We start from the raw sequence: 23,500 nt of genomic DNA on the forward strand, positions 1-23,500 counted from the left end.
TGAAGTAGGAATGAAACATAGAAGTTTATAACTTTTTATAAGTTTTCAGTAACGGCGAAGAAAGTGAGTATATATGAGTACGACGAAGAACGGCATATGAGACAGACCCGTGAGGAAGGCATGGAAGAGGGGTATGCCAATGGGCTTAGTCAGGGAATTATCCAAACCGCAGTTAGTATGCTGAAACTCAAAGAATTTACGGATACTCAAATTCGAGAAGTTACAGGGCTTGAGCAGGAGCAGTTGGATGAACTGAAGAAAAATATAAATAAAAATCAGATAGGCTAAAAGTTTATAGAGTAGCTCAAAAAGAGCGAAAAGTTCTGCACGATACCAATATCAGAGCTTTTCGCTCTTTTTGTGTATACACGGCAGGCGGGCAACTGCAACGGAGGCAGAAAAAGACGCTTTATGATAATAAAAATCAAATATTTGGAATTGTGCGAATATTGCGAACATGGTAGAATAAACACAAAAATCAAAGAACTCAGTCAGCTGAGAAGAGGAAAGGAAAGAGGATGAAAAAGACAAAAGATTTTTGTCTCCGGCTTATGTGCTGTTTTCTGTTTCTGGGGTTATTTTGTGGAACAGAGGTTTTTGCAGCAGTTCAGGAGGGTAAGCCAGGAGAAACATTTTCCGGGAAATATGCAGTTATCATTAACACAGATACCACAAATCCCGGAAATACGGGAACCTTGCAGTTTGACGGGACATCGGCACAGGCGTCGGACTCTGAAGCAGAAGATTATGCAGTCGTGCAGGGTGGAAGCAATGCATCGGCGCAGGCGGCAACAGAGGGAACTGCGGGAGAGGCAGCAGATGTGGGGCAGGTACAGAGTCTGGAGGATGATCAGCTGCAGGCATACATGCAGGATGACCAACCGATGCTGACTGCTGTACAGGCTGCGGCGACCACCTATCAGGTAGGTGAAAAAAAGTACATCTATAGAACTAACGGCCATGATACATATGGAAAAACATATGTCTGCATCGGAGTTGGGGAACACTGCTATGTGTGGATGGATGAGACCCTGAAGGCAGATTACGATACCGCAGGGAAAACATCTCTGATCGCTGCGGATATGGCAGCTGTCTACGATGGTCAGCCTTACCGTATCCTTAACCAGCTTTGTGCAGGTGATTTTCCGGCACAGGATGGCTCAGGCAAGCTGTCGATCCTGCTGGAGTCTTTAAGCAGCGCCAGCGGTATGTATATGTATGATGAAGGGATCACAGCGATCCATATCAACACACCGTCAGCATCTTCTTATGTTTCGGGGGAGATGTCAAAGCGAAATGGCCTTCTTGTTCATGAGGGACAGCATGCAATCCTCTGGCTGAAAACCGGATTTATGAGTACCGGCAGATATTCGTGGCTGAATGAGGGTCTTGCAGTGGCTGTCATGGACTATCTCTGGGGAGGAACGGACAGCAGCGGCTGGCTGAATGGTATTGGAAGTAATACGGCCATCCGTTCAGGGGCTTCGCTGATCTACGAGAATTACCGGGATGACAATGCACAGGACTATGGAATGCCGTATCTTTTTGTAAGATATGTTATCGACCGGATGGCAGGAAGCTATCAGCCTATGAAGGTGCTTCCAAAGTTTTATACGATCGATGCTTCTTCTCTCAGCTGTGAGCAATATCTGGAGAAAGTAACCGGAGTTTCTTTTAAGGAGCTTATGGCGGATTTTTATACGGCAGTTGTAGCCGGTGAGAGCTCCGGTAAATACAGCTTTTACGGGGATACCATTGCTGCGGCAAAGGCAGCGACATTTCCGGTTTATGCAGGGGACAGCAATGAAAACCATACATTGCCGGCAGCATCGGCAATCCTGGTGAAGCTGTCGAACGGTAAGTTTACCGTTCCGACGGATGGCTCCGCAGGGATTGTTTATCGTATCATTGGAAGCAGAAGCGCTTCCCTTGCACCGGCAGAGGGAGATGGTACATCTGCAAATCCATATAAGATATCTTCGATCGATGATCTTAATCTGATCCAGGCGAACCAGGGAGCATACTATCGTCTGACAAAAAATATCAGTACAGACGGAAGGACAAATTTTTCGGCATCGTATTTCAGCGGAACGCTGGACGGAGCCGGTTTCACAATAACCGGTCTCCAAAAACCTCTGATCCAGCAGAATGCAGGAACGATAAAGGATCTGAATATTGTTGCGGATTTTGATTATGACAGTCATGATATCCATGGTGTTGTGGCACAGTATAATACCGGTAAGATCCAGGACTGCAAGGTAACCGGAACGGTAACAGGACATATGGGATCCACCAGTTCCATGAGCCATCCGGCTTTTGGCGGGATTGTCGGAGAGAATGAGGTGGCCGGTACTATCAGCGGCTGTTCGTCCGGAGTAAATATTTCCATATCCATGACAGCTACAGACAGCTATGTTGGTGGTATCGCAGGAGTAAACATTGGTACTATTGAAAAATGTGTTGCAGGAGGAAATCTTTCTGTCACACAGGCTAACGGAAATTCTTATCAGGTTTACCTTGGAGGCATTGCCGGCCGGATCGAACAGTTTGGAAACATGGGCGGATATGTGAAACAGTGTGCTTTTACAGGTACGCTTCGCGTGACTGGCGGAACAGCAGTTACAGGTCAGATCTGTGCACAGGTAAATGCAAATGTACTCAATTCTGCTATCGGTCTGAATGGACATGTTTCGGACTGTTATGGTAAAAACGGCCAGGGAGCGCTCATCGGGACAAACACGGAACAGACGCTTACAACAGGCGGTGTTCTTACAGCAGAGCAGATGAAGAATCCGAACTCATATAAAGGCTGGAGCTTTGACGGAGACTGGCAGATTTCCAAGGATGGACTGCCGGAACGTGCAGATGCATCGGCGATCAGATCGCTGTCTGTTTCCGGTGTACCGACAAAATGTTACGTGGGAGAAGTTCCGGCGTATTGGGGAAGGCTTATTGTTAATAATTCTACATCAGTAACGATCACGAAGGATATGATCGCCGGATTTGAAAATTCGGAAACGGGGACAAGGGAACTGACGATCAATTATAAGGGAAAACAGACCAGCTGGTCGATGACAGTCGAAAAACCATCTGCCAGTGATATTACAAGTATTGTGCTTTCCGGTCATCCGAAGACGACATACAGTGAAAACCAGAAGTTTGATCCTTCAGGCGCCAGCTTTTTTGCCACAATAGGTGGACGTTATGTATATATTTACAGTGGCTTTTCCTATGATAAAACAGGTCCGCTGAAGTCTGAGGATACCTCCGTGATATTCAATTATTTTGGAAAAGAAATTCCGGTAAGTATTACGGTAACAGCCAGAAAAGCAAAGAAGCTTTCCGTGCTTGCAGCACCGGCAAAAACTCAGTTTACAGTTGGGAACACGCTGGATCTGTCCGGTGTGAAACTGCAGATCACATATAATGATGGGACGCAGACTCCGATATTTAAAGCGGATGAGCTGGAGAAATATGGTGTTCATGTTGCTTTTGGAAAGAATGGATCTTTTACAACGGTTGCAGCAGATAAGGTTCTGGAAAGTGATGACAGCGGAAGTACGATCGTATTTTATGCGACGGATAAACTGCCGTCAGAGTATGGCTCGGTAGTTGTGGCGTCATCGACGATCACGGTGCGGAGTCCGCTGACTGTACCGGCACTGGATTTGTATGTCAGTGCAGGAAAAAGTGCGGCGCAGTATCCGTGCACAGATAATGTGACTGGTGGAAGTGGAACGTATGCGACTACAGTAATTGAGGAAAAGCTGCCGGCAGGATTGACACGCACGAATCTGCCCGGAGAAAAATATAATGCTTTTGGCTATACGGGTGTTGTTACGGCGTCAGCCAGAGATTACAGTTCACAGTATAAGATCAGCGATACAGAGACACAGGAGAGTATTCAGGTGACTGTGACGATCCATGTGGTTCCTTCTGATCAGGCTGCATTTTACAGTTTTGTGCTTAAGAAGGTGGAAAATCCTGGACTGAAGCAGGATGTTATCGGTGCGATCGGGGAGGATACGATCGTTCTTCGGGTGCCGAAGGGGACGAATGTTACAAAATTGAAGCCTTCGATTGATTATGGCTCAGGTATGGGAACTGGACTTTCTTCAGACTTCTGGAATGGTTCGACGCATGATTTTACCAGTCCGGTTGTATATACGCTTACAGCACCGGATGGGGTTACAAAGAAGTCTTATACGGTAAGTGTGGAATTTTATGATGATACTTCGGAGGAAGTACAGTTTGGTGACGAGATCCTTTCACCGGCTGATAATACGAAGATCAGCTGTAAGGACAGTGATGAGGTTATCTTTAAAGGATGGGCCGGAGACAGTTCAAAAGAGATTTCACTTTTTAAATATGTGGTAAATGGAATCAGTTATACTACATCCGCGAATGCCACTACACAGACAATCCCGAATGCCAGGGCATATGAAGTGAAGATTTCCGGAAGCAGCTTGAAGGAAGGAAATAATACTCTGGAAATCTGGGTGATGTATGCTGATAATTCAGGCACCGGAAGCGGTGGCACTTTAAAGAAACTCGGAACAAGAACTGTTGTTAAGGAAGGTCACAAAGCAGTGAAAGACGCAGCGGTAGCAGCCACCTGTGAGACAACCGGAAAAACCGAAGGAAGTCACTGCAGTGTCTGCAACACAGTGATCAAAGCTCAGACCACAACAGCAGCGCTTGGCCACAGCTGGGACAGTGGAAAAGTGACAAAGGCAGCGACCTGTACCGCAGCCGGAACGAAGACCTACACCTGTACCCGCTGCAAGAAAACACGAACAGAAACGATCGCAGCAACAGGCCACAAAGCAGTGAAAGACGCAGCAGTAGCAGCTACCTGTGAGACCGCAGGAAAAACCGAAGGAAGTCACTGCAGTGTCTGCGGAATCGTAATAAAAGCCCAGACCACAATAGCAGCGCTTGGTCACAGCTGGGACAGCGGAAAAGTAACAAAAGCAGCGACCTGCACCACAGCTGGAACAAAGACCTACACCTGTACCCGCTGCAAGAAAACACGCACAGAAACGATCGCAGCAACAGGTCACAAAGTAGTGAAAGACGCAGCAGTAGCAGCCACCTGTGAGACCGTAGGAAAGACCGAAGGAAGTCACTGCAGCGTCTGCGGAACCGTACTCAAGTCCCAGACCACAACAGCAGCGCTTGGTCACAGCTGGGACAGCGGAAAAGTAACAAAAGCAGCGACCTGCACCGCAGCCGGAACAAAGACCTACACCTGTACCCACTGCAAAAAGACACGCACAGAAACGATCGCGGCCACAGGTCACAAAGTAGTGAAAGACGCAGCAGTAGCAGCTACCTGTGAAACAACCGGAAAGACAGAAGGAAGCCACTGCAGCGTCTGCAACACAGTAATCAAAGCTCAGACCACTACAGCAGCACTCGGCCATAGCTGGGACGGAGGAAAGGTAACAAAAGCAGCAACCTGCACCACAGCCGGAACAAAGACCTACACTTGTACCCGCTGCAAGAAAACACGAACAGAAACGATCGCAGCCGCAGGACACAAGGCAGTGAAAGACGCGGCGGTAGCAGCCACCTGCGAGACAACCGGAAAAACCGAAGGAAGTCATTGCAGCGTCTGCGGAACCGTACTCAAGTCCCAGACCACAATAGCAGCGTTAGGACATGATTACGGAGAGTGGAAAACAATAAAGGCTGCAACTTATACAGAACCGGGACAGGCGGAAAGAGTTTGCAGAAGAAATGCATCACACAAAGAATACCGCCAGCTTCCGATACTGGAAAAAGCGAAGATCGATCTGTCAGCCTGCAGCATTCAGCTGTCAGAACAGACCTATGTATATGATGGAACCGAAAAAACACCGACAGTAACCATCACTTACAACGAAAAAACACTGACAGAAGGAAAAGACTACCAGGTATATTTCGCAGATAATGTAAATCCGGGAACAGCAAAGATCACCGTGATCGCAAAAACCGACAGCGACTATACAGGAACGACTACAATAACCTTTGAGATCAGAAGATCACTTCCGGAAAATGCAACTGTGATCGAACCGGGGGCATTCAGCAACTGTACAAACCTGGTGGATCTGAATATCAAAGAAAACGTAACAGAAATAGGCGACAACGCATTTGCAGACAGCAAAAATCTGCAGAATATCTATTTCTACGGCAACAGCCCGAAACTCGGAAATAACATCTTCAAAAATGTAACTGCAACTGTATACTATCCATACACAGACAAAACCTGGTCCCTGGATATCCTCCGGGATTACGGTGGAAATATTACCTGGGTACCATGGGATCCAAAAACAGGTAGTCCGGCAAAACGAAGCCTTGCACTGTGCGATATCAGGATCGCAGAGCAGAAATACACCTATGACGGAACCGAAAAAACACCGGAAATGGTCATCATGGATGGAAACTATACACTGCAGAAAAACACAGATTACACCGTAAAATGCAGCAATAACACCAATGCGGGAAATGCAGAACTGGAGATCACAGGAGCCGGAAATTACAGCGGAATCTATAAAGCAGGATTCCTCATCGAACAGACAGCGCCGAGCCTGAAATTTGACAAAAAAACAATAACTGTAAAATACGGCACAAAACCATTCCTTTGTGTACTGTCTGAAAAAACAACAGACGGAACCATAACCTACAGCTCCAGCAATCCTAAAGTTGCTGTCGTAGATCCGACCACTGGTAAAGTAACTATCAAAGGCGGAGGAACCGCGGCGATCATGGCATACGCTGCAAAGGGAACCAATTATACCTCCGGTTCTACATTCTGTACCATCAAAGTAACGAAACGCAGCAATACCATCAAAGCATCCAATATCCGGCGAACCTGGTATGCAAAAGCCAGAAAGATCAGCATCAATGCAAAAGCTTCTGGAAAAGCTCCGCTGAAATATTCTTCCAGCAGTAAATCTGTAAAGGTAGACAAACAAGGAAGGATTACCATTGCGGCAAAATTCACCGGCAGTGCAAGGATCACGATCCGTTCTTCCGCCACAGCAGGATATAATGCCGCCACAAAGAGTATTACAGTCACAGTGAATCCAGCAGGAATTACCCTGACGACGGCAAAGAATCTGTCAGGCAGAAAAGCGCAGATCACATGGAAGAAAAACCGATACGTGACCGGATATGAGATCCAGTATTCCGTAAACAAAAATTTCAGATCCGGCAGCAAAAAAACACTGTCCGGGGTATCCAAAACGAAATACACGCTGACAAAACTTCAGAAAAACAAAACGTATTACGTAAGGATCCGCACATACAAAAAATCAGGAACAAAGAAATATTATTCTTCCTGGAGCAAGGTAAAAGCAGTAAGGATCAGAAAGTAGAGGCATGGAAATGAGGATAAATAAAAAAATACTTGCAGGGCTTACAGCAGTCAGTATGCTGACCTGCGGGATATGGATGGAAAGTGCTTTTGCGGCAGATACATTCAGTGCGGAGGAGTCAGCAGAAGCTGTATCGGATACAGTGACAGATCCGTCGGCAGAATCCGTTACAGGGACTGAAACAGGAGAAGGCCAGGCAATGGACGCGGCAGAACTTCCTGACGCAGCACCGGGAAATAAATCTGAGATTTCAGAGACACCAGACATGTCAGATGAACCGGCAGCACCGGATGACTCGGAAACAGCGGACGTTTCAGAGGTACCGGATGATCCGGAGACACAGGATACATCAGAAATACCGGAAGAAACAGAGCTTCCGGAAAATGAAGAAGCGGACATTCCGCAGGAAATGCTCCCGGATGATCAGGAAGATCAGCCGGAAGCAGCATTTGAGGAGAACGCAGCATCGGAAGATATGGAAACAGAAACCGATCCGGCAGGAGAAAAGAGCGGTTTTTGCGGAGCGGAGGAGAATACCGTATCCTGGAGCTTTGATGAAAACGGAGTTCTCGAGATCACAGGACAGGGAGCTATGAATGAATGGAAAAATGAGGAAGAAGTCCCCTGGAATGGATACCGCGACCAGATAACAGAGGTCCGGATCGAGGAAGGTGTTACCAGCATCGGAGCTTATGCATTTGCAGACTGCGAAAATCTTGTAAAGCTTGACATTGCGGACAGCGTTCAGACTATAGGCGCATTTGCATATTTTAACTGCAGTGGCCTTTCCACACTGACCATCGGCTGAGATCATCGGGATCACAGGCCGGATCAGGTATAATAAGAAGCTCCGGAACACGAGGCAGCTTCAGAGAAGTCATAACTTCGACTTCCTGAGGTCTGCCCGTGTTCCGGGGCTTTAAGTTTTGCAGGTATCCGAGGAGGCTTTTATCTATCTGACTACAGAGTAACTCAGTGGATCGCCATACCGGCTACGAAGAAATACATTACAACAAAATGGCACACACTTCCCAGCATCACAAAAACATGAAATACTTCGTGGGAACCGAAATTCTTATGCTTCGCATTGAAGATCGGAAGCTTCAGAGCATAGATCACACCGCCGATGGTATAGATGATACCGCCGGCAAGGAGCCATCCGAAGCCTGCGCGGGGCAGATTGTGGAAAATCGGAACAAAAGCAAGTACACACAGCCAGCCCATTCCAATGTAGATCACAGAGGAAAGCCATTTCGGGCAGTTGATCCAGCAGCCCTTGAGGATCATTCCGATGATGGCAACAGTCCATACGAGGGCACAGAGGATATAGCCGATGCGTCCGTGGAGAACGATCAGGCATACAGGAGTGTAGCTGCCGGCGATCATCACAAAGATCATCATGTGATCCATTTTTTTCAGACGGCGGTTCACCTTGGCTGTAGAGTTTACGGAATGGTAAAGTGTGCTTGCCAGGTAAAGAAGGATCATGGTAAGGATAAAAACACTTACTGCAAAAACATGGAGAACGTCTGCGCTTCTGGCCGCCTTCACGATCAGCGGAGTGGCTCCGGCCACGGCAAGAAGCATGCCGATTCCGTGGGTTATGGCGCTTCCCGGATCTTTTAATCTAAATTTCATATAAAAACACCTCCTGCAAAAAAAACTGCTGTTTATATCATATGGACAACTTCATGATCAGTTCATCAATGATGGATCATTGCGACAGTTTATGATACAACAATGTAGAAACTGATAAAATAACATGTAGTATTCAAAACTACATATCAAGTATACGAATACTATACCACTATTATTCAAAAATGCAACCCCTATTTTCGAAAAAAAATTTTATCAGGATTTTACAAAGTCTTGTTATGGAATAAACATTCGATCAGTATACTTGTATGCAAACCGTGAAGAGAGGGCATTCATGAACATGCAGTCAGGCAAAATCTGAATGCCCGCTTGATACGATACGGATAATTACAGATAAAGTCGGCCGAAAAAGAAAATATATGGCGGCGCAGGAGGAAAAAATGGCAGATACAATATACATGAACAGGGAATTATCCTGGCTGAAGTTTAATGAAAGAGTACTCGAGGAGGCTGAGAATCCGGAAAATCCGCTGTGTGAACGTCTTACATTTGCATCCATCTATCAGAGCAACCTGGATGAATTTTATATGGTACGTGTGGGATCTCTGGTGGATCAGATGCTTCTGGCAAAGGATATCCGTGAAAATAAAACCAATATGACACCGGAAGAACAGCTGGATGCGATCCTTGCCAGAACAAAAAAGCTGAATCGGAAAAGAGATGCAGTTTATGAAGAAATCATGGAAAAGCTGGAACAATACGGCATACATATGCTGAATTTCCATAAGATCGAAAAAGAGGATCGCAATTATCTGGACCGCTATTTTGAAGCAGAGGTGGCTCCGGTTATTTCTCCGTCTATCGTCGGAAAAAGACAGCCGTTTCCATTTCTCCGGAATAAGGAGATCTATGCGGTAGTAGTTCTGGAAACAAAAAAAGGAAAAGAAAAGCTGGGTATCATTCCGTGCAGCAGTGCAGGTATCCAGCGTCTGATCCCGGTTCCGGGAAAAACCGGCACCTACATGTTGTCTGAAGAGCTGATCCTTCACTTTGTTTCAAAAATCTTCAAGGGCTATCACATCAAGGCAAAGTCCCTGCTTCGTATTACCAGAAATGCGGATATTGACGCAGATGCTCTTTATGATGAAGATCTGGATTACCGTGAGTTTATGGTAGAACTGATCAAGGCAAGAAAGAAACTGGCACCGATCCGTCTGGAGCTGTCAAGAGAAATGGACGGAGATGTTGTTGAAACACTTTGCGAGTATCTGGAAGTGGACAAGAATTATGTATTCCGGGGAGATATACCACTGGATCTTTCTTTTGTATTCCAGATCCAGGATGGCCTGAGAAAAAGAACAGAGCTTTTTTATGAAAAAAGAATTCCTCAGAAGTCTCCTCTGTTTAACAATCACGAACCGATCCTTGACCAGATCGCGAAAAAGGACCGTTTTCTTTCCTACCCATATGAAAGCATCAAGCCGTTTCTTACAATGCTTCATGAGGCTGCCAATGATGAGGCTGTAGTTTCCATTAAGATGACACTCTACCGTGTGGCAAAACAGAGTAAGGTTGTGGAGGCTCTGATCGAAGCAGCAGAAAACGGAAAGGAAGTTTTCGTTCTGGTGGAGCTGAAGGCGCGTTTTGATGAGGAAAACAATATTGGATGGTCCCGGCTCCTGGAGGATGCGGGCTGTCACGTGATCTACGGTCTGGATGGTTATAAGGTACATTCCAAGCTTTGCCAGATCATGAAGAAAAAAGATGGAAATGTGGAATATTATACACAGATCGGAACGGGAAACTACAATGAAAAAACAGCTCGTCTGTATACAGATCTTTCTCTGATGACTGCGGATCCGAAGATCGGTATGGAGGCGGCCAGAGTGTTCCAGGCACTGGCAATGGGAGAAACCGTTGAAGATATGGAGTATCTTCTTGTGGCACCAAGATGTCTTCAGAACAAAGTGCTTGCCATGATCGATGAGGAGATCGAGCATGCGAAGGCCGGAGAACCGGCATATATTGGCTTGAAAATGAATTCTCTGACAGATAAACGTATTATGAGCAAGCTTGTAGAAGCATCCTGTGCAGGAGTACACATTGATATGGTAATCCGTGGTATCTGCTGTCTGATCCCGGGAGTAAAGGGACAGACAGAAAATATCCACATTATCAGTATTGTAGGACGTTTTCTGGAACATTCCCGCATTTATATTTTCGGAACACAGGAGAGAGCAAAGATCTATATTTCTTCTGCGGACTTTATGACAAGAAATACTCTTCGTCGTGTAGAAGTTGCGGCACCTATCGAGGATCCGGATATCCGTATGCAGATCCAGGAAATGTTTGTGACAATGCTCAGTGATAATCGAAAAGCAAGGAGCATGAACAATAAGGGAATTTATAAGATCGAATCATCCGATAATGCTCCGCTTAATTCTCAGGAAGTATTTCTGCAGCAGGCATACGACAATGCGGCTCCTGCGACAGATAAATAAGAGATTTTTATGCATATTTCTCCCAGTTTTTCGCATAATAACCATATGAAAAACAAATAGTTAACATAACATTGACGTACAATGAACAGAAAATACAGGAGGAATTCAGGAAGATGAAAGCAACGGGAATTGTTCGCAGGATCGATGATCTGGGCAGGGTTGTGATTCCAAAAGAGATACGAAAGACACTGCGGATCAAGGAAGGAACGCCACTGGAGATTTTTACAGACAGGGAAGGACAGATCATCCTGAAAAAATATTCGCCCATTGGAGAGCTGAATACGTTTGCTGCGGAATATGCGGAAGCGCTGGTACAGACCACCGGATTGACTGCCTGTATTACAGATCGTGATCAGGTCGTGGCGGCATGCGGCAGCGGAAGCCGGGAACTGGAAGGAAAAGAGATCAGTTCTGATCTGGATGCAGTCATTGCCGGCAGGAAAGGCAGAATGGTCAGTCAGGACAGCAGGGAAAATATATCAGTCATTTCCGACGCTATGGATTCATTTTGCCAGAAAATGATACAGCCGATCCTGTGTGCGAGTGACGCCATTGGAGCAGTGATCCTTCTGACTAAAAGTGAAAAAACAGCACTGGGAGACACAGAACGTGCCCTTATCCGCACAGCAGCCGGTTTTCTTGGCAGACAGATGGAGCAGTAAAAGTGCATCAGATGTACAGAAAAATGTGTGCAGATCAAGATATAAACATCAGATGCAGATGCCAGGAGCAGCAGATCAGGGAGGGTGCGGACACCGGGAAGGAAAGCAGTGGTATTCTTCCAGAGTCAGATTTGTGATAGTGAGCCAGGAAGCCAGAGGTTTGGTCACATAGCGGATGTGCCATGGCTCGTAAGGGATGCCGGTGATCTCCTCTTTGCTTTTGGGATACCGGAGGATAAAACCATAGAGCGGAGCGTTCTTTTTCAGCCAGCGGCCTTCTCCTGTTGTGGAAAACCTTTCGGTGAGCTCCATATGGATGGAAGGACAGGATACATCCAGAGCAAGTCCGCTCTGGTGCTCACTTGTTCCTGGCTCTGCAACGAAAGGACTTCCTGTAAAAAGCTCCTTCTGTCGCTGGTAGGAACGATATCCGGAAACTGCCCACAGGTTCAGACCGCATCTGTGACAGGCATGGAAAAGCTGGGAAGCGGCTTTTGCAGCCTGATACTCCAGAAGCCGCTTCGGATCTCCCGGTGCTGCTTCAAATGGAAGTCCGATATCGATAAGATGTTCCGGCACAAAAGCTTCCGGCAGAGGATGCTCCCTGCTGATCAGCCGGGTATAAAATTCTCTGTGCAATAAAAACCCTCCTTTCCTTATCCATAAGCTTATGATAAGAAAGGAGGGTTTATGAATGCTTATTTCTGTTTATCAGAGCTCTTTTTCACTCATTTCTTCCAGGAGAGCCTTCTTCATGTCATAGAGTGACTGGGAGAGATCTACATAAACCTTCTGCGGATTAACGAAACGTCTGGATTCATCCCACAGTGTGTTCTGCTCCTGTTTGCAGTAGTCGCGGAGTTCCATGACAGATGGAGACTTGTAAACGCTCTTACCATCTTTAATTACCGGAACAAGGAGCTCACGGAGTTCGTAGGTTCCGCCAAGAACCTTGGTCTTTTTCCAGGTGTCAACCGGGTCGAAGATCACCATAGTTTCTTCCGGATCGAATTTCTCATCTGCAAGGCAGATCAGATCGGCCTTGATCTTGCCGGTCTTCTTGCTGTAGATACGGTATACAGTCTTGTTGCCCGGGTTGGTAACTTTTTCTGTGTTTTCGGAAAGCTTGATCTTCGGCTGGAAGGTATCGCTGTCAGCGTCTTTTACAGCGGCAAGCTTGTATACGCCGCCGAATGCCGGATTGTTATCGGCTGTGATCAGCTTGGTTCCAACACCCCAGGAATTGATCTTGGCATCCTGGGCCTTCAGGCTCTCGATAAGATATTCATCAAGATCGCTGGAGGCGGAGATGGTAGCATCATCGAAACCGGCAGCAGCCAGCATCTTGTAAGCTTTTTTGGAAAGGTATGCAAGGTCACCGCTGTCGATACGGATTCCGTAGTTCTTCAGCTGGATACCTTCCTCACGCATCTCCTCAAATACACGGATCGCATTGGGAACACCGGATTTCAGGACATCGTAGGTGTCGACCAGAAGAGTACAGGAATTCGGGTAAAGCTTCGCATAGGTCTTAAAGGCAGTGTACTCATCCGGGAAGCTCATGATCCAGGAATGAGCATGTGTTCCGAGAACCGGAACGTTAAACATCTGACCGGTCAGTACGTTAGAAGTACCGGCACATCCGCCGATCACTGCAGCTCTGGCACCGAAGATCCCGGCGTCCGGACCCTGGGCACGGCGAAGACCGAATTCCATGATGGGATCGCCCTTGGCTGCGTGGCATACACGTGCTGCCTTGGTAGCAATAAGACTCTGATGGTTCATAATGTTCAGGATGGCCGTCTCTACAAGCTGAGCTTCCATGATCGGTGCGATAACCTTGACCATTGGCTCTCTCGGGAAGATCACGGTTCCCTCCGGAATTGCATAGATATCACCGGTGAATCTGAAGTTGCTCAAATACTCAAGGAAATCATCCTCAAAGATGCCAAGATTTCTCAGATAGGTAATGTCTTCTTCTGAGAAACGGAGATTTTCGATGTATTCGATCATCTGCTCCAGTCCTGCACAGATGGCAAAACCGCCATCGCACGGATTGTTGCGGTAGAACATGTCAAAGACAACGGTCTGGTTGGTAGGGTTTTTGAAATATCCCTGCATCATGGTAAGCTCATAGAGGTCCGTGAGCAGAGTAAGGTTATTTGCTCGCATAGCGTTCTCCTTTGGATGCCTCCGGATATTGTGACCGGAGGGAAATACACGGTTGTTTCCGTTCTTTTTATTATACGGCTTATTATAACACAAAGGAGTGGATTGTAAAATTTTTTTTACTGCGTAAACCCGCATATAATAAGGAGTTTTAACAGCAGTTTAAGAAATTTTGAAAAAAAATAAAAAAAATTAAAAAAAGGGGTTGCAATTTCAAAAAAGCTGTTATATAATAACATCCGTCGCAAGCGATAAGGCAAGCGAAAAACAAAACACATAGGGCTATCGCCAAACGGTAAGGCAACGGACTCTGACTCCGTCAGTTCAAGGTTCGAATCCTTGTAGCCCTGCTTCTTAAGTACCTCAGTTGCGAGGTACTTTTTTTGTACTCAAAAATAAGAAGATATTCGCAATCCGCTTCGCCCCCAAAAAAAACAAGTGCGTTTCTTCCTGCCAAGTGTTACAATAAAGTATAGACAGTATGACAGGAGGCATGAATGAGTTACAGTTTTGAGAGTCGAGTAAGATTCAGTGAGATCGGAGAAGATGGCTGTCTGACGCTGCCGGGAGTTCTGGATTATTTTCAGGATTGCTGTACCTTTGAATCCGAGCAGACAGGAGTCGGTATGGAAGTATTAAAGGAACAGAAAAGAGCCTGGGTACTTTCTGCATGGCAGGTGATCATGAAGCGGTATCCAAAGCTTGGTGAAAATATAAAAGTAACAACAATTCCTTATGGATTCCGTGGATTTATCGGAATGCGTAATTTTATTCTTGAGACAATGGATGGTGAGAAGCTGGCATGGGCCAATTCCTACTGGTCTTTTATCAATACAGAAACCGGTCTTCCGGAAAAGCTGACACCGGCAGATACAGATCCCTATGATTTGGGCGAAAAAATAGAGATGGATTATGCACCAAGAAAGATCGCGCTTCCGAAGGAACGGGAAGTGCAGAATGCTTTTTCCGTACAGAAGCATCATCTGGACACCAATCATCATGTGAACAACTGTCAGTATATCCGGATGGCAGCGGATCATCTGCCTGAGGATTTTAAAGTTGGTCAGCTTCGTGCTGAATATAAACGTCAGGCAGTACTGGATAATGTTATCATTCCGGAAGTATATATGACAGAAAATAAAGAAGCTGTAGTTCTCAACGCGGAGGATAAAGAACCTTACGCAGTAGTTGAGTTTACAAAATAAATATAGGCGGTAGAGATTAGTACATCGTTTTTGAAACAACTATACCGTAAAAGGAGGGCGCGCTATGCTTGAAAAATTAAAAGAAGAAGTTTACAGAGCAAATATGGATCTGCCAAAATATGGTCTTGTTACCTTTACATGGGGAAATGTCAGCGGGATCGACAGGGAGCAGGGACTTTTTGTGATCAAGCCAAGTGGTGTGGATTATGACAAGCTGACACCGGAAGACATGGTAGTGGTAGATCTTGATGGAAATAAAGTAGAAGGAAGATACAATCCATCCTCTGATACACCGACACATGCAGTTCTTTACAGAGCGTTTCCGAATATCGGCGGTATCGTACATACCCACTCATCCTGGGCAACAAGCTGGGCGCAGGCAGGCAGATCGATCCCGTGTTATGGAACCACACATGCAGATTACATTTACGGAGAAGTACCATGTGTACGTAATCTGACCAAAAGAGAGATCGAAGAGGCATATGAGAAGAACACGGGAGTTCTTATTGCTGATTATTTCAAAAACAAAGATTATGAAGCAGTACCGGCTGTGCTGTGTAAGAACCACGGACCTTTTACCTGGGGTAAGGATGCTCATGAGGCAGTTCATAACGCAGTTGTTCTTGAGGAGGTTGCCAAGATGGCATCTCGCTGCGAGCTGATTAATCCGGATGTAAAACCGGCACCGCAGGAGCTTCAGGATAAGCATTACTACAGAAAACATGGTGCAAATGCATATTATGGTCAGGTAGGACAGGAAGACTGATCAGAAGAAAAAACAGTTTGACCCGATGGTGGATTGTCAATATCCGCTTGAGTGGAAATGCCGCGGAACAGTACCGCGGCATTTTTTGTCGAAAAATGCAGAAAATGTCAGATTTGCTGACCTTTAACACAGGTGCCGCCGAAATATATGCTAATGTCAAGAAAAATGCAGAACATTAACACATTTATTAAAATAGGTGGCAGGATGAAAATATACACTTATCAGGGAAAAAAGAACGTTTCCGGAGAAAAAATACGCCAGATGAGGAATATGAAACGGATGTCGCAATCTGCGCTGGCAGCAAAAATGCAGGTGGAAGGAGTGATGCTGGAGCGTGACAGTATCAGCCGGATCGAAGGAGGAGAACGTTTTGTAGCAGATTATGAACTGCGGGTGTTTGCAAAGGTGCTGGGAGTGGATGTGAAGTGGCTGCTGAATGAGCAGTAAATAAGGCAATATTGGATTACAGTTCGCTGGTAATATTCCGCGAAGCGTGTTACTGAAAACGGAGTGAAAAGTAACAATATTGGTCTGAATGGCAGGAATCTGTGTAAACTACTTGATATTTATGTCGGAAACTGCTACAGTATAAAGAAAAAAAGATGGCCGGGAAGTCCTGCGGAGGACAAACGGTCACGGATAAGAAGATAGAGGCGCGGATTTTATCAGTATTTATGGATGCAAGGCCCTGGCAGGCTGTTCATAAAGAAAGGAAAATTTGCCGAAGTGCTCTGGAAGGCCAGATGACAGGGTGCTGGGATAACGCAGAATATGCGTTGTACTGTCACGGATGTGGAGCGCTATCGGTAGCACTTCGGGAGATCTGCATTTAATATGCTGAATGGAGATTTTCTGACAGGCTATTAGTTAAATAAGGATTATTTAACCGGAGGTGTTCTTAAGAAGAGACAGCCTCCGTTTTTTTGTCCCCGAAAAGGGAGGAGAAAAATGAGTAAAAAAGCAGGAACAGCATTGTCTGTTATGGCAATGGTATTCATGGGCGCACTGGCAAGTCCCCTGACTGTGCTGGCTGCGGATGCGGAGGAGACTTACCAGCCTGCTCTGTATGCAACGATCTGGGCACTGCTTCCACCTCTTGTTGCGATCGTCCTTGCACTGATCACAAAAGAAGTATACAGTTCTCTGTTTGTGGGAATTGTAGTAGGAGCACTGATCTATTCCGGATTTAAATTTGAAGGAACGGTAACACAGATTTTTGAGGGAGGAATCATCAAGGTTCTTTCTGACAGCTATAACGTAGGTATCCTGATCTTCCTGGTAATCCTGGGATCTGTGGTATGTATGATGAACAAGGCCGGCGGCTCCGCCGCATTCGGACGATGGGCCAGCAAAAAGATCCACACACGTGTAGGTGCAGAGCTTGCCGCAATTGTGCTTGGTATTCTGATCTTTATTGATGATTATTTCAACTGTCTGACTGTAGGAAGCGTTATGCGTCCGGTAACAGACAGACATCATGTATCCAGAGCAAAATTTGCATACCTGATCGATGCGACAGCTGCTCCGGTATGTATCATCGCACCGATCTCATCCTGGGCTGCAGCAGTCAGCGGATTCGTAGAGGGACAGGATGGACTTGCGATTTTTGTAAGAACTATCCCGTATAACTTTTATGCGATCCTTACGATTGTGATGATGGTTGGTATGGTACTGATGAAAACTGAGTTTGGCGCTATGAGAACACATGAGATCAATGCTCTGAACGGAGATCTTTATACAACATCTGCAAGACCGTATGAGAATGCAACGGATGATGGGGCACCGAATCCGAGAGGAAAGGTGATCGATCTTGTGATCCCCATCGTTGTGCTTGTTATCTGCTGTGTCATCAGTATGATCTACACAGGAGGATTTTTCAGCGGAACAGATTTTGTTACTGCATTTTCACAGAGTGATGCTTCTGTAGGCCTTGCAATGGGAAGTGCTTTTGGTCTGGTATTTGCCATTATTTTCTATATGATTCGCCGTGTGGTCAATTTCAGAGACTGTATGGGCTGCATCCCGGAAGGCTTCAAGGCCATGGTACCGGCGATCATGATCCTGACCTTTGCATGGACACTGAAGGCTATGACAGACTCACTTGGTGCAGCGGTATTCGTAGAAGAAGCAATGCGCTCCGTTGCCGGTGGCATTGAAGTTATCCTTCCGGCCATTATTTTCCTGGTTGGATGCGGACTTGCATTTGCTACAGGTACTTCCTGGGGAACCTTTGGTATCCTGATCCCGATCGTTGTTGCGGTATTTGAGAAATCCAGTCCTGAGATGATGATCATTTCCATGTCTGCCTGCATGGCAGGTGCAGTTTGCGGAGACCACTGTTCACCGATCTCCGATACAACGATCATGGCTTCCGCAGGAGCACAGTGTGATCATGTGACTCACGTTTCCACACAGCTTCCGTATGCGATCCTGGCTGCGGCAGTATCCTTTGTAACTTATATTGTTGCAGGCTTTGTAAAAACAGCATGGATCGCCCTTCCGGTGGGAATCGTGCTGATGCTGATCGTACTTTTTGTCATCAAGATGATGAACCCGATGCCGGTTGAGAAGCCTACAGAATAACAGACTGACCCAATGTGGGGGCAGATCCCCCATGAATGGCGAATAAAAGGCAGTGACGGAAAGAAATTTCCGAAGCTGCCTTTTTTGTGCTTTCTATAATAATTCTCTTATGTTATAATGCAGGACAGACAGCAAATAGTAAATGATCATATATAGTTTTAAGGAACAGGAGTAAGAATGATAGAATTAGGTAAAAAACAGAAATTACTGGTTGTAAAAACCGTGGATTTCGGAATATATCTTGGAGAGGACCGAAACGCACCTCAGAATGAGCGGGTGCTTCTTCCGTCTAAACAGGTACCGGAAGGAACCAAAGCAGGTGATGAGATCGAAGTATTCATCTATAAGGATTCCCAGGACAGACTGATCGCAACCACCCGTGAGCCCATGCTTCAGGTGGGACAGACCGCAGTCCTTAAGGTAAAACAGGTCACCAGGATCGGTGCTTTTCTTGACTGGGGACTGGAGAAGGATCTTCTTCTTCCGTATCATGAGCAGACCAACCGGGTCCGTGAGGGCGAGGAGTGTCTGGTAGCTCTTTATGTAGATAAGAGCAGCAGACTCTGTGCAACCATGAAGGTGTATCATTATCTTTCCACCAGAACTCCCTATGTACCGGGAGATGCGGTAAAGGGCCGTGTCTATGAGATCAGTGGGAATTTCGGCGTTTTTGTTGCGGTAGATGATAAATATTCCGCTCTGATCCCGGCACGGGAGGCAACAGGCAAGTACAGACCGGGAGCCATTCTTGATCTTCGTGTCACAGAGGTGAAGGAGGATGGCAAGATGAACGTCAGTGACCGCCAGAAGGCTTACATCCAGATCAATGAGGATGCAGAGAGCGTATTCAGCGTGATCGAGGAATTTGCAGGGGTACTGCCATTTGATGATCATGCCTCACCGGAAGTCATCAAGAGAGAGTTTGGCCTCAGCAAGAACGCATTCAAGCGTGCAGTCGGTCATCTGATGAAGGAAGGAAAAGTAGAGATCCGTGACAAGAGGATCTACATTAAAAAATAACAAGGTGTTGACCGGCTCCGGATCAGACACGCTCCGGCACGTTCAGAGAAAAGTGCAGAGCGGGGAGGATCCGGAGCCCTGTTTTTTACGATAAGGAGAATAAATTTGGAGTTTACACATTTACATGTCCATACAGAATACAGCCTTCTGGATGGCTCCAATAAGATCAAAGAGTATGTAGCCAGAGTAAAAGAACTGGGTATGGACAGTGCGGCGATCACCGATCATGGCGTTATGTATGGTGTGATCGATTTTTACAGGGCTGCAAGAGAAGCCGGGATCAATCCGATCCTCGGATGCGAGGTTTATGTGGCTCCGGGCTCCCGTTTTGACAGAGAAGTGGGAAGTGGGGATGACCGCTATTATCATCTGGTCCTGCTGGCTGAGAATAATCAGGGATACAGCAACCTGATGAAAATTGTATCCAAGGCATTTGTGGAAGGATTTTATTACAAGCCACGTGTGGATCTGGAGCTTCTGGAAAAATATCACGAGGGGATCATTGCCTTAAGCGCCTGCCTGGCAGGAGAGGTCGCCAGATATCTTGCACGTGGAATGTATGAGGATGCCAAGATCGCGGCATTACGTTACCAGGATATTTTCGGAAAAGGAAATTTCTTTCTGGAGCTTCAGGACCATGGGATCCCGGAGCAGCAGACCGTAAACCAGCAGCTTCTCCGTATGCACAGAGAGACGGGGATCGATTTGGTTGCCACCAATGATGTGCATTACACTATGGCAGAGGATGCGGAACCACATGATGTTCTTCTTTGTCTGCAGACTCAGAAAAAGCTCAGCGATGAGAACAGAATGCGCTATGAGGGTGGCCAGTATTATGTGAAATCGCCGGAGGAGATGGCGAGGCTTTTTCCATATGCGCTGGAAGCGCTGGAAAATACGCACAGGATCGCGGAGAGATGTCATGTGGAGATTGAATTTGGTGTGACCAAGCTGCCGAAATATGATGTGCCGGACGGACTTACCTCCTGGGAATATCTGAACAAGCTTTGCCATGAGGGACTTGAGCAGCGTTATCATCCGGTAACAGAGGAGCTGAAAAAGCGCCTGGATTATGAGCTGTCTACGATCAAAAACATGGGATATGTAGATTACTTTCTCATTGTATGGGATTTTATCAAATATGCCAGGGACAACGATATCATGGTCGGTCCGGGACGAGGCTCTGCCGCAGGAAGCCTGGTTGCCTATACACTTGGGATCACTCAGCTGGACCCGATCCGGTATGATCTGCTCTTTGAACGCTTCCTGAATCCGGAGCGAGTATCCATGCCGGATATCGATGTGGATTTCTGCTTCGAACGGAGACAGGAGGTTATTGATTATGTAAGAAGAAAATATGGTGATGACTGCGTGGTTCAGATCGTTACCTTCGGTACACTGGCAGCCCGCGGTGTCATCCGTGATGTAGGCCGTGTTCTGGATATGCCTTATGCCCAGGTGGACACCATCGCCAAGATGATCCCACAGGAGCTGAATATCACCATTGACAAGGCACTGGGAATGAATCCGGAGTTTCGCAAGGCTTACGAGGAACAGGACGATATCCATCGTCTGATCGATCTGGCAAAACGTCTGGAGGGGCTTCCGAGGCATACCTCCATGCATGCGGCAGGTGTTGTGATCAGCCAGAAGGATGTATCGGAATACGTACCCCTTTCCAGAGCACAGGATGGTTCCATTGTCACGCAGTTTACCATGACAACACTGGAAGAGCTGGGACTTCTGAAAATGGATTTCTTGGGTCTCCGTACCCTGACGGTTATCCAGAATGCTGTGAAAATGGTGGAAAAAAGTACCGGTATGCTCCTGGATATGCAAAAGATCGACTACAACGACAAAAAGGTACTGGATTCTCTCGGAACAGGACGTACTGACGGCGTGTTCCAGCTGGAGAGTGCCGGAATGAAAAGCTTCATGAAGGAGCTGAAGCCTCAGAGCCTTGAGGACGTGATCGCGGGAATTTCGCTTTACCGTCCGGGTCCCATGGATTTCATTCCGCAGTACATCCGCGGAAAAAACCGTCCGGATACCATCCGTTATGACTGTCCGCAGATGGAGCCGATTCTGAAGCCGACCTATGGCTGTATCGTATACCAGGAGCAGGTTATGCAGATCGTCCGTGAGCTTGCAGGCTACACCCTTGGACGAAGTGACCTGGTGCGCCGTGCCATGTCCAAGAAAAAAGCTTCTGTTATGGCAAAAGAACGTCAGAATTTCGTTTACGGAAACGTGGAAGAGGGAGTACCGGGATGTATCGCCAACGGTATTTCCGAGGAGATCGCAAACAAGATCTACGATGAGATGACAGATTTTGCAAAGTATGCCTTCAATAAGTCTCATGCTGCCGCTTATGCAGTGGTTTCCTACCAGACGGCATATCTCAAATATTACTATCCGGTAGAATTTATGGCTGCACTGATGACATCCGTTGTGGAAATGCCGAACAAGGTTGCCGAGTATATTTCTGTATGCCGCCAGATGGGGATCCGGATCCTTCCGCCGGATATCAATCATGGTGTTTATGGCTTTTCTGTTGACAATGGTTCCATTCGTTATGCACTTTCTGCCATCAAGAGTATCGGCCGTCCGGTAATCGAGGGGATTGTGCGGGAGCGTGAGGAGCACGGAGAATATACCTCCCTGAAAACATTTATTGAGCGAAATATCGACCAGATCAACAAGAGAGTTGTGGAAAATCTGATCAAGGCCGGAGCGCTGGATTGCCTGGAGGGAAACCGGAATCAGAAAATGACGGTTTATACGCAGATCATAGACAGTATCAACCAGGATAAGAAGCATACCATGGCGGGACAGCTGAGTCTTTTTGATATTGCGCCTGAAGAAGATAAAAAGGAATTTGAGATCCGTATGCCGCAGGCAGCAGAATATCCGAAGGAGACGATACTGACCTTTGAGAAGGAAGTTCTCGGCATCTATCTCAGCGGTCATCCGCTGGAGCGTTACCGGAATATGATGGAAAAAATGATCTCTGCAAAAACTTCTGATTTTCAGCCGGATGATGAAACAGGGATACCGGAGGTTTACGATAACCAGAAAGTGATCGTGGGTGGAATGATCACGGATAAAACCATAAAATATACAAAGAATAATAAGGTAATGGCGTTCCTTACAGTGGAAGATCTGGTAGGCACCGTGGAGGTTGTGGTATTTCCACGTGATTACGAAAAATGCCAGATGTTCCTGAATGAAGATGCCCGGCTCTTTATTCAGGGAAGAGTATCCGCAGAAGACGACAAAGCCAGCAAGCTGATCCTGGAAAAGGTCCGTCTTTTTGATGATATGCCAAGAGAACTGTGGCTCCAGTTTGAAAGCCGGGAAGAGTACGCAAAAGCCGAGACCGGTCTGGTAGACGATCTGATGGAATCCAGAGGAAACAGCACGGTGGTTATTTATCTCAAAGATGTCAAGGCAATGAAGAAACTTCCCCCTGCTTATCAGGTCCATATCGAGGATTCCTGGCTGGAGCGCATGTGTAAAAAATATGGAAGTTCCAATGTTAAAATTGTGGAGAGAGTATTGAAAAACTTATAAAAATGCTATAAACTATACCCGAATATGTGTATTACAATAGGTTGTTTCATAAGATGGAGGATAA

General features: G+C 46.4%; 14 protein-coding genes, 1 tRNA gene and 1 riboswitch. Of the genes, 12 read left to right on the plus strand and 3 right to left on the minus strand.

All coding sequences use genetic code 11. From position 1 onward, the window contains the following. Positions 1–96: 96 nt before the first annotated feature. From LI091_RS08040 to LI091_RS08050, 3 genes are all read left to right on the plus strand, one after another. Positions 97–288, plus strand: coding sequence for a hypothetical protein (locus LI091_RS08040; RefSeq protein WP_265191028.1), 192 nt, complete (start codon positions 97–99; stop codon positions 286–288). Positions 289–518: 230 nt separating this feature from the next. Further along, entirely contained in the window at positions 519–7,361 is a 6,843-nt protein-coding gene (locus LI091_RS08045) for a leucine-rich repeat protein (RefSeq protein WP_265191030.1), read from the plus strand. 10 nt (positions 7,362–7,371) lie between these two features. Beyond that, positions 7,372–8,169 carry a leucine-rich repeat protein gene (locus LI091_RS08050; protein WP_265191032.1) on the plus strand — a complete coding sequence of 266 codons (798 nt, stop codon included), beginning with the start codon at positions 7,372–7,374 and terminating at the stop codon, positions 8,167–8,169. 164 nt (positions 8,170–8,333) lie between these two features. On the opposite strand, the gene trhA is transcribed toward LI091_RS08050, so the two are convergent. Next, positions 8,334–8,999 carry a PAQR family membrane homeostasis protein TrhA gene (trhA, locus tag LI091_RS08055; RefSeq protein WP_114002755.1) on the minus strand — a complete coding sequence of 222 codons (666 nt, stop codon included), beginning with the start codon at positions 8,997–8,999 and terminating at the stop codon, positions 8,334–8,336. 377 nt (positions 9,000–9,376) lie between these two features. Between trhA and ppk1 the strand changes: the two genes are divergently transcribed. After that, positions 9,377–11,458, plus strand: a complete 2,082-nt coding sequence (ppk1, locus tag LI091_RS08060; protein WP_265191033.1) for a polyphosphate kinase 1 — start codon at positions 9,377–9,379, stop codon at positions 11,456–11,458. 113 nt (positions 11,459–11,571) lie between these two features. After that, positions 11,572–12,120 (plus strand): stage V sporulation T C-terminal domain-containing protein, encoded by a 549-nt coding sequence (locus tag LI091_RS08065; RefSeq protein ID WP_015526740.1) that lies wholly within the window; start codon positions 11,572–11,574, stop codon positions 12,118–12,120. 75 nt (positions 12,121–12,195) lie between these two features. On the opposite strand, the gene LI091_RS08070 is transcribed toward LI091_RS08065, so the two are convergent. Continuing rightward, a complete protein-coding gene (locus LI091_RS08070; RefSeq protein ID WP_173761328.1) occupies positions 12,196–12,759 on the minus strand; it encodes a M15 family metallopeptidase in 564 nt (187 codons plus the stop codon). A gap of 72 nt (positions 12,760–12,831) precedes the next feature. After that, positions 12,832–14,292, minus strand: a complete 1,461-nt coding sequence (locus LI091_RS08075; RefSeq protein ID WP_265191034.1) for a nicotinate phosphoribosyltransferase — start codon at positions 14,290–14,292, stop codon at positions 12,832–12,834. 275 nt (positions 14,293–14,567) lie between these two features. On the opposite strand from LI091_RS08075, the gene LI091_RS08080 reads away from it, so the two are divergent. From LI091_RS08080 to LI091_RS08110, 7 genes are all read left to right on the plus strand, one after another. Further along, positions 14,568–14,639: transfer RNA gene (locus LI091_RS08080), tRNA-Gln, on the plus strand. A 147-nt stretch (positions 14,640–14,786) separates the two neighbouring features. Then, positions 14,787–15,494, plus strand: a complete 708-nt coding sequence (locus LI091_RS08085) for an acyl-[acyl-carrier-protein] thioesterase (protein WP_022426129.1) — start codon at positions 14,787–14,789, stop codon at positions 15,492–15,494. Between the two features lie 64 nt (positions 15,495–15,558). Then, on the plus strand, positions 15,559–16,260 hold the full coding sequence (araD, locus tag LI091_RS08090; RefSeq protein WP_015526737.1) for an L-ribulose-5-phosphate 4-epimerase: 702 nt from the start codon (positions 15,559–15,561) through the stop codon (positions 16,258–16,260). 204 nt (positions 16,261–16,464) lie between these two features. Further along, positions 16,465–16,707 (plus strand): helix-turn-helix domain-containing protein, encoded by a 243-nt coding sequence (locus tag LI091_RS08095; RefSeq protein ID WP_015526736.1) that lies wholly within the window; start codon positions 16,465–16,467, stop codon positions 16,705–16,707. 193 nt (positions 16,708–16,900) lie between these two features. After that, positions 16,901–17,071, plus strand: a riboswitch (Lysine riboswitch). A 185-nt stretch (positions 17,072–17,256) separates the two neighbouring features. Beyond that, entirely contained in the window at positions 17,257–18,843 is a 1,587-nt protein-coding gene (locus tag LI091_RS08100; protein WP_334301029.1) for a Na+/H+ antiporter NhaC family protein, read from the plus strand. Between the two features lie 177 nt (positions 18,844–19,020). Then, a complete protein-coding gene (locus LI091_RS08105) occupies positions 19,021–19,863 on the plus strand; it encodes a CvfB family protein (protein ID WP_015526733.1) in 843 nt (280 codons plus the stop codon). A gap of 105 nt (positions 19,864–19,968) precedes the next feature. Then, positions 19,969–23,436 carry a DNA polymerase III subunit alpha gene (locus tag LI091_RS08110; protein WP_021652587.1) on the plus strand — a complete coding sequence of 1,156 codons (3,468 nt, stop codon included), beginning with the start codon at positions 19,969–19,971 and terminating at the stop codon, positions 23,434–23,436. Positions 23,437–23,500: the final 64 nt, after the last annotated feature.

The organism is Blautia sp. MSK20_18, from assembly GCF_020553125.1.
Classification (GTDB): domain Bacteria; phylum Bacillota; class Clostridia; order Lachnospirales; family Lachnospiraceae; genus Blautia_A; species Blautia_A fusiformis.

Coding starts and splice junctions, on each gene's coding strand:
- LI091_RS08105 (WP_015526733.1), top strand. CDS start 19,021: ATGATAGAATTAGGTAAAAAACAGAAATTACTGGTTGTAAAAACCGTG.
- LI091_RS08075 (WP_265191034.1), bottom strand. CDS start 14,292: ATGCGAGCAAATAACCTTACTCTGCTCACGGACCTCTATGAGCTTACC.
- ppk1 (WP_265191033.1), top strand. CDS start 9,377: ATGGCGGCGCAGGAGGAAAAAATGGCAGATACAATATACATGAACAGG.
- LI091_RS08100 (WP_334301029.1), top strand. CDS start 17,257: ATGGGCGCACTGGCAAGTCCCCTGACTGTGCTGGCTGCGGATGCGGAG.
- LI091_RS08085 (WP_022426129.1), top strand. CDS start 14,787: ATGAGTTACAGTTTTGAGAGTCGAGTAAGATTCAGTGAGATCGGAGAA.
- LI091_RS08040 (WP_265191028.1), top strand. CDS start 97: ATGAGACAGACCCGTGAGGAAGGCATGGAAGAGGGGTATGCCAATGGG.
- LI091_RS08095 (WP_015526736.1), top strand. CDS start 16,465: ATGAAAATATACACTTATCAGGGAAAAAAGAACGTTTCCGGAGAAAAA.
- LI091_RS08050 (WP_265191032.1), top strand. CDS start 7,372: ATGAGGATAAATAAAAAAATACTTGCAGGGCTTACAGCAGTCAGTATG.
- LI091_RS08065 (WP_015526740.1), top strand. CDS start 11,572: ATGAAAGCAACGGGAATTGTTCGCAGGATCGATGATCTGGGCAGGGTT.
- araD (WP_015526737.1), top strand. CDS start 15,559: ATGCTTGAAAAATTAAAAGAAGAAGTTTACAGAGCAAATATGGATCTG.
- LI091_RS08045 (WP_265191030.1), top strand. CDS start 519: ATGAAAAAGACAAAAGATTTTTGTCTCCGGCTTATGTGCTGTTTTCTG.
- trhA (WP_114002755.1), bottom strand. CDS start 8,999: ATGAAATTTAGATTAAAAGATCCGGGAAGCGCCATAACCCACGGAATC.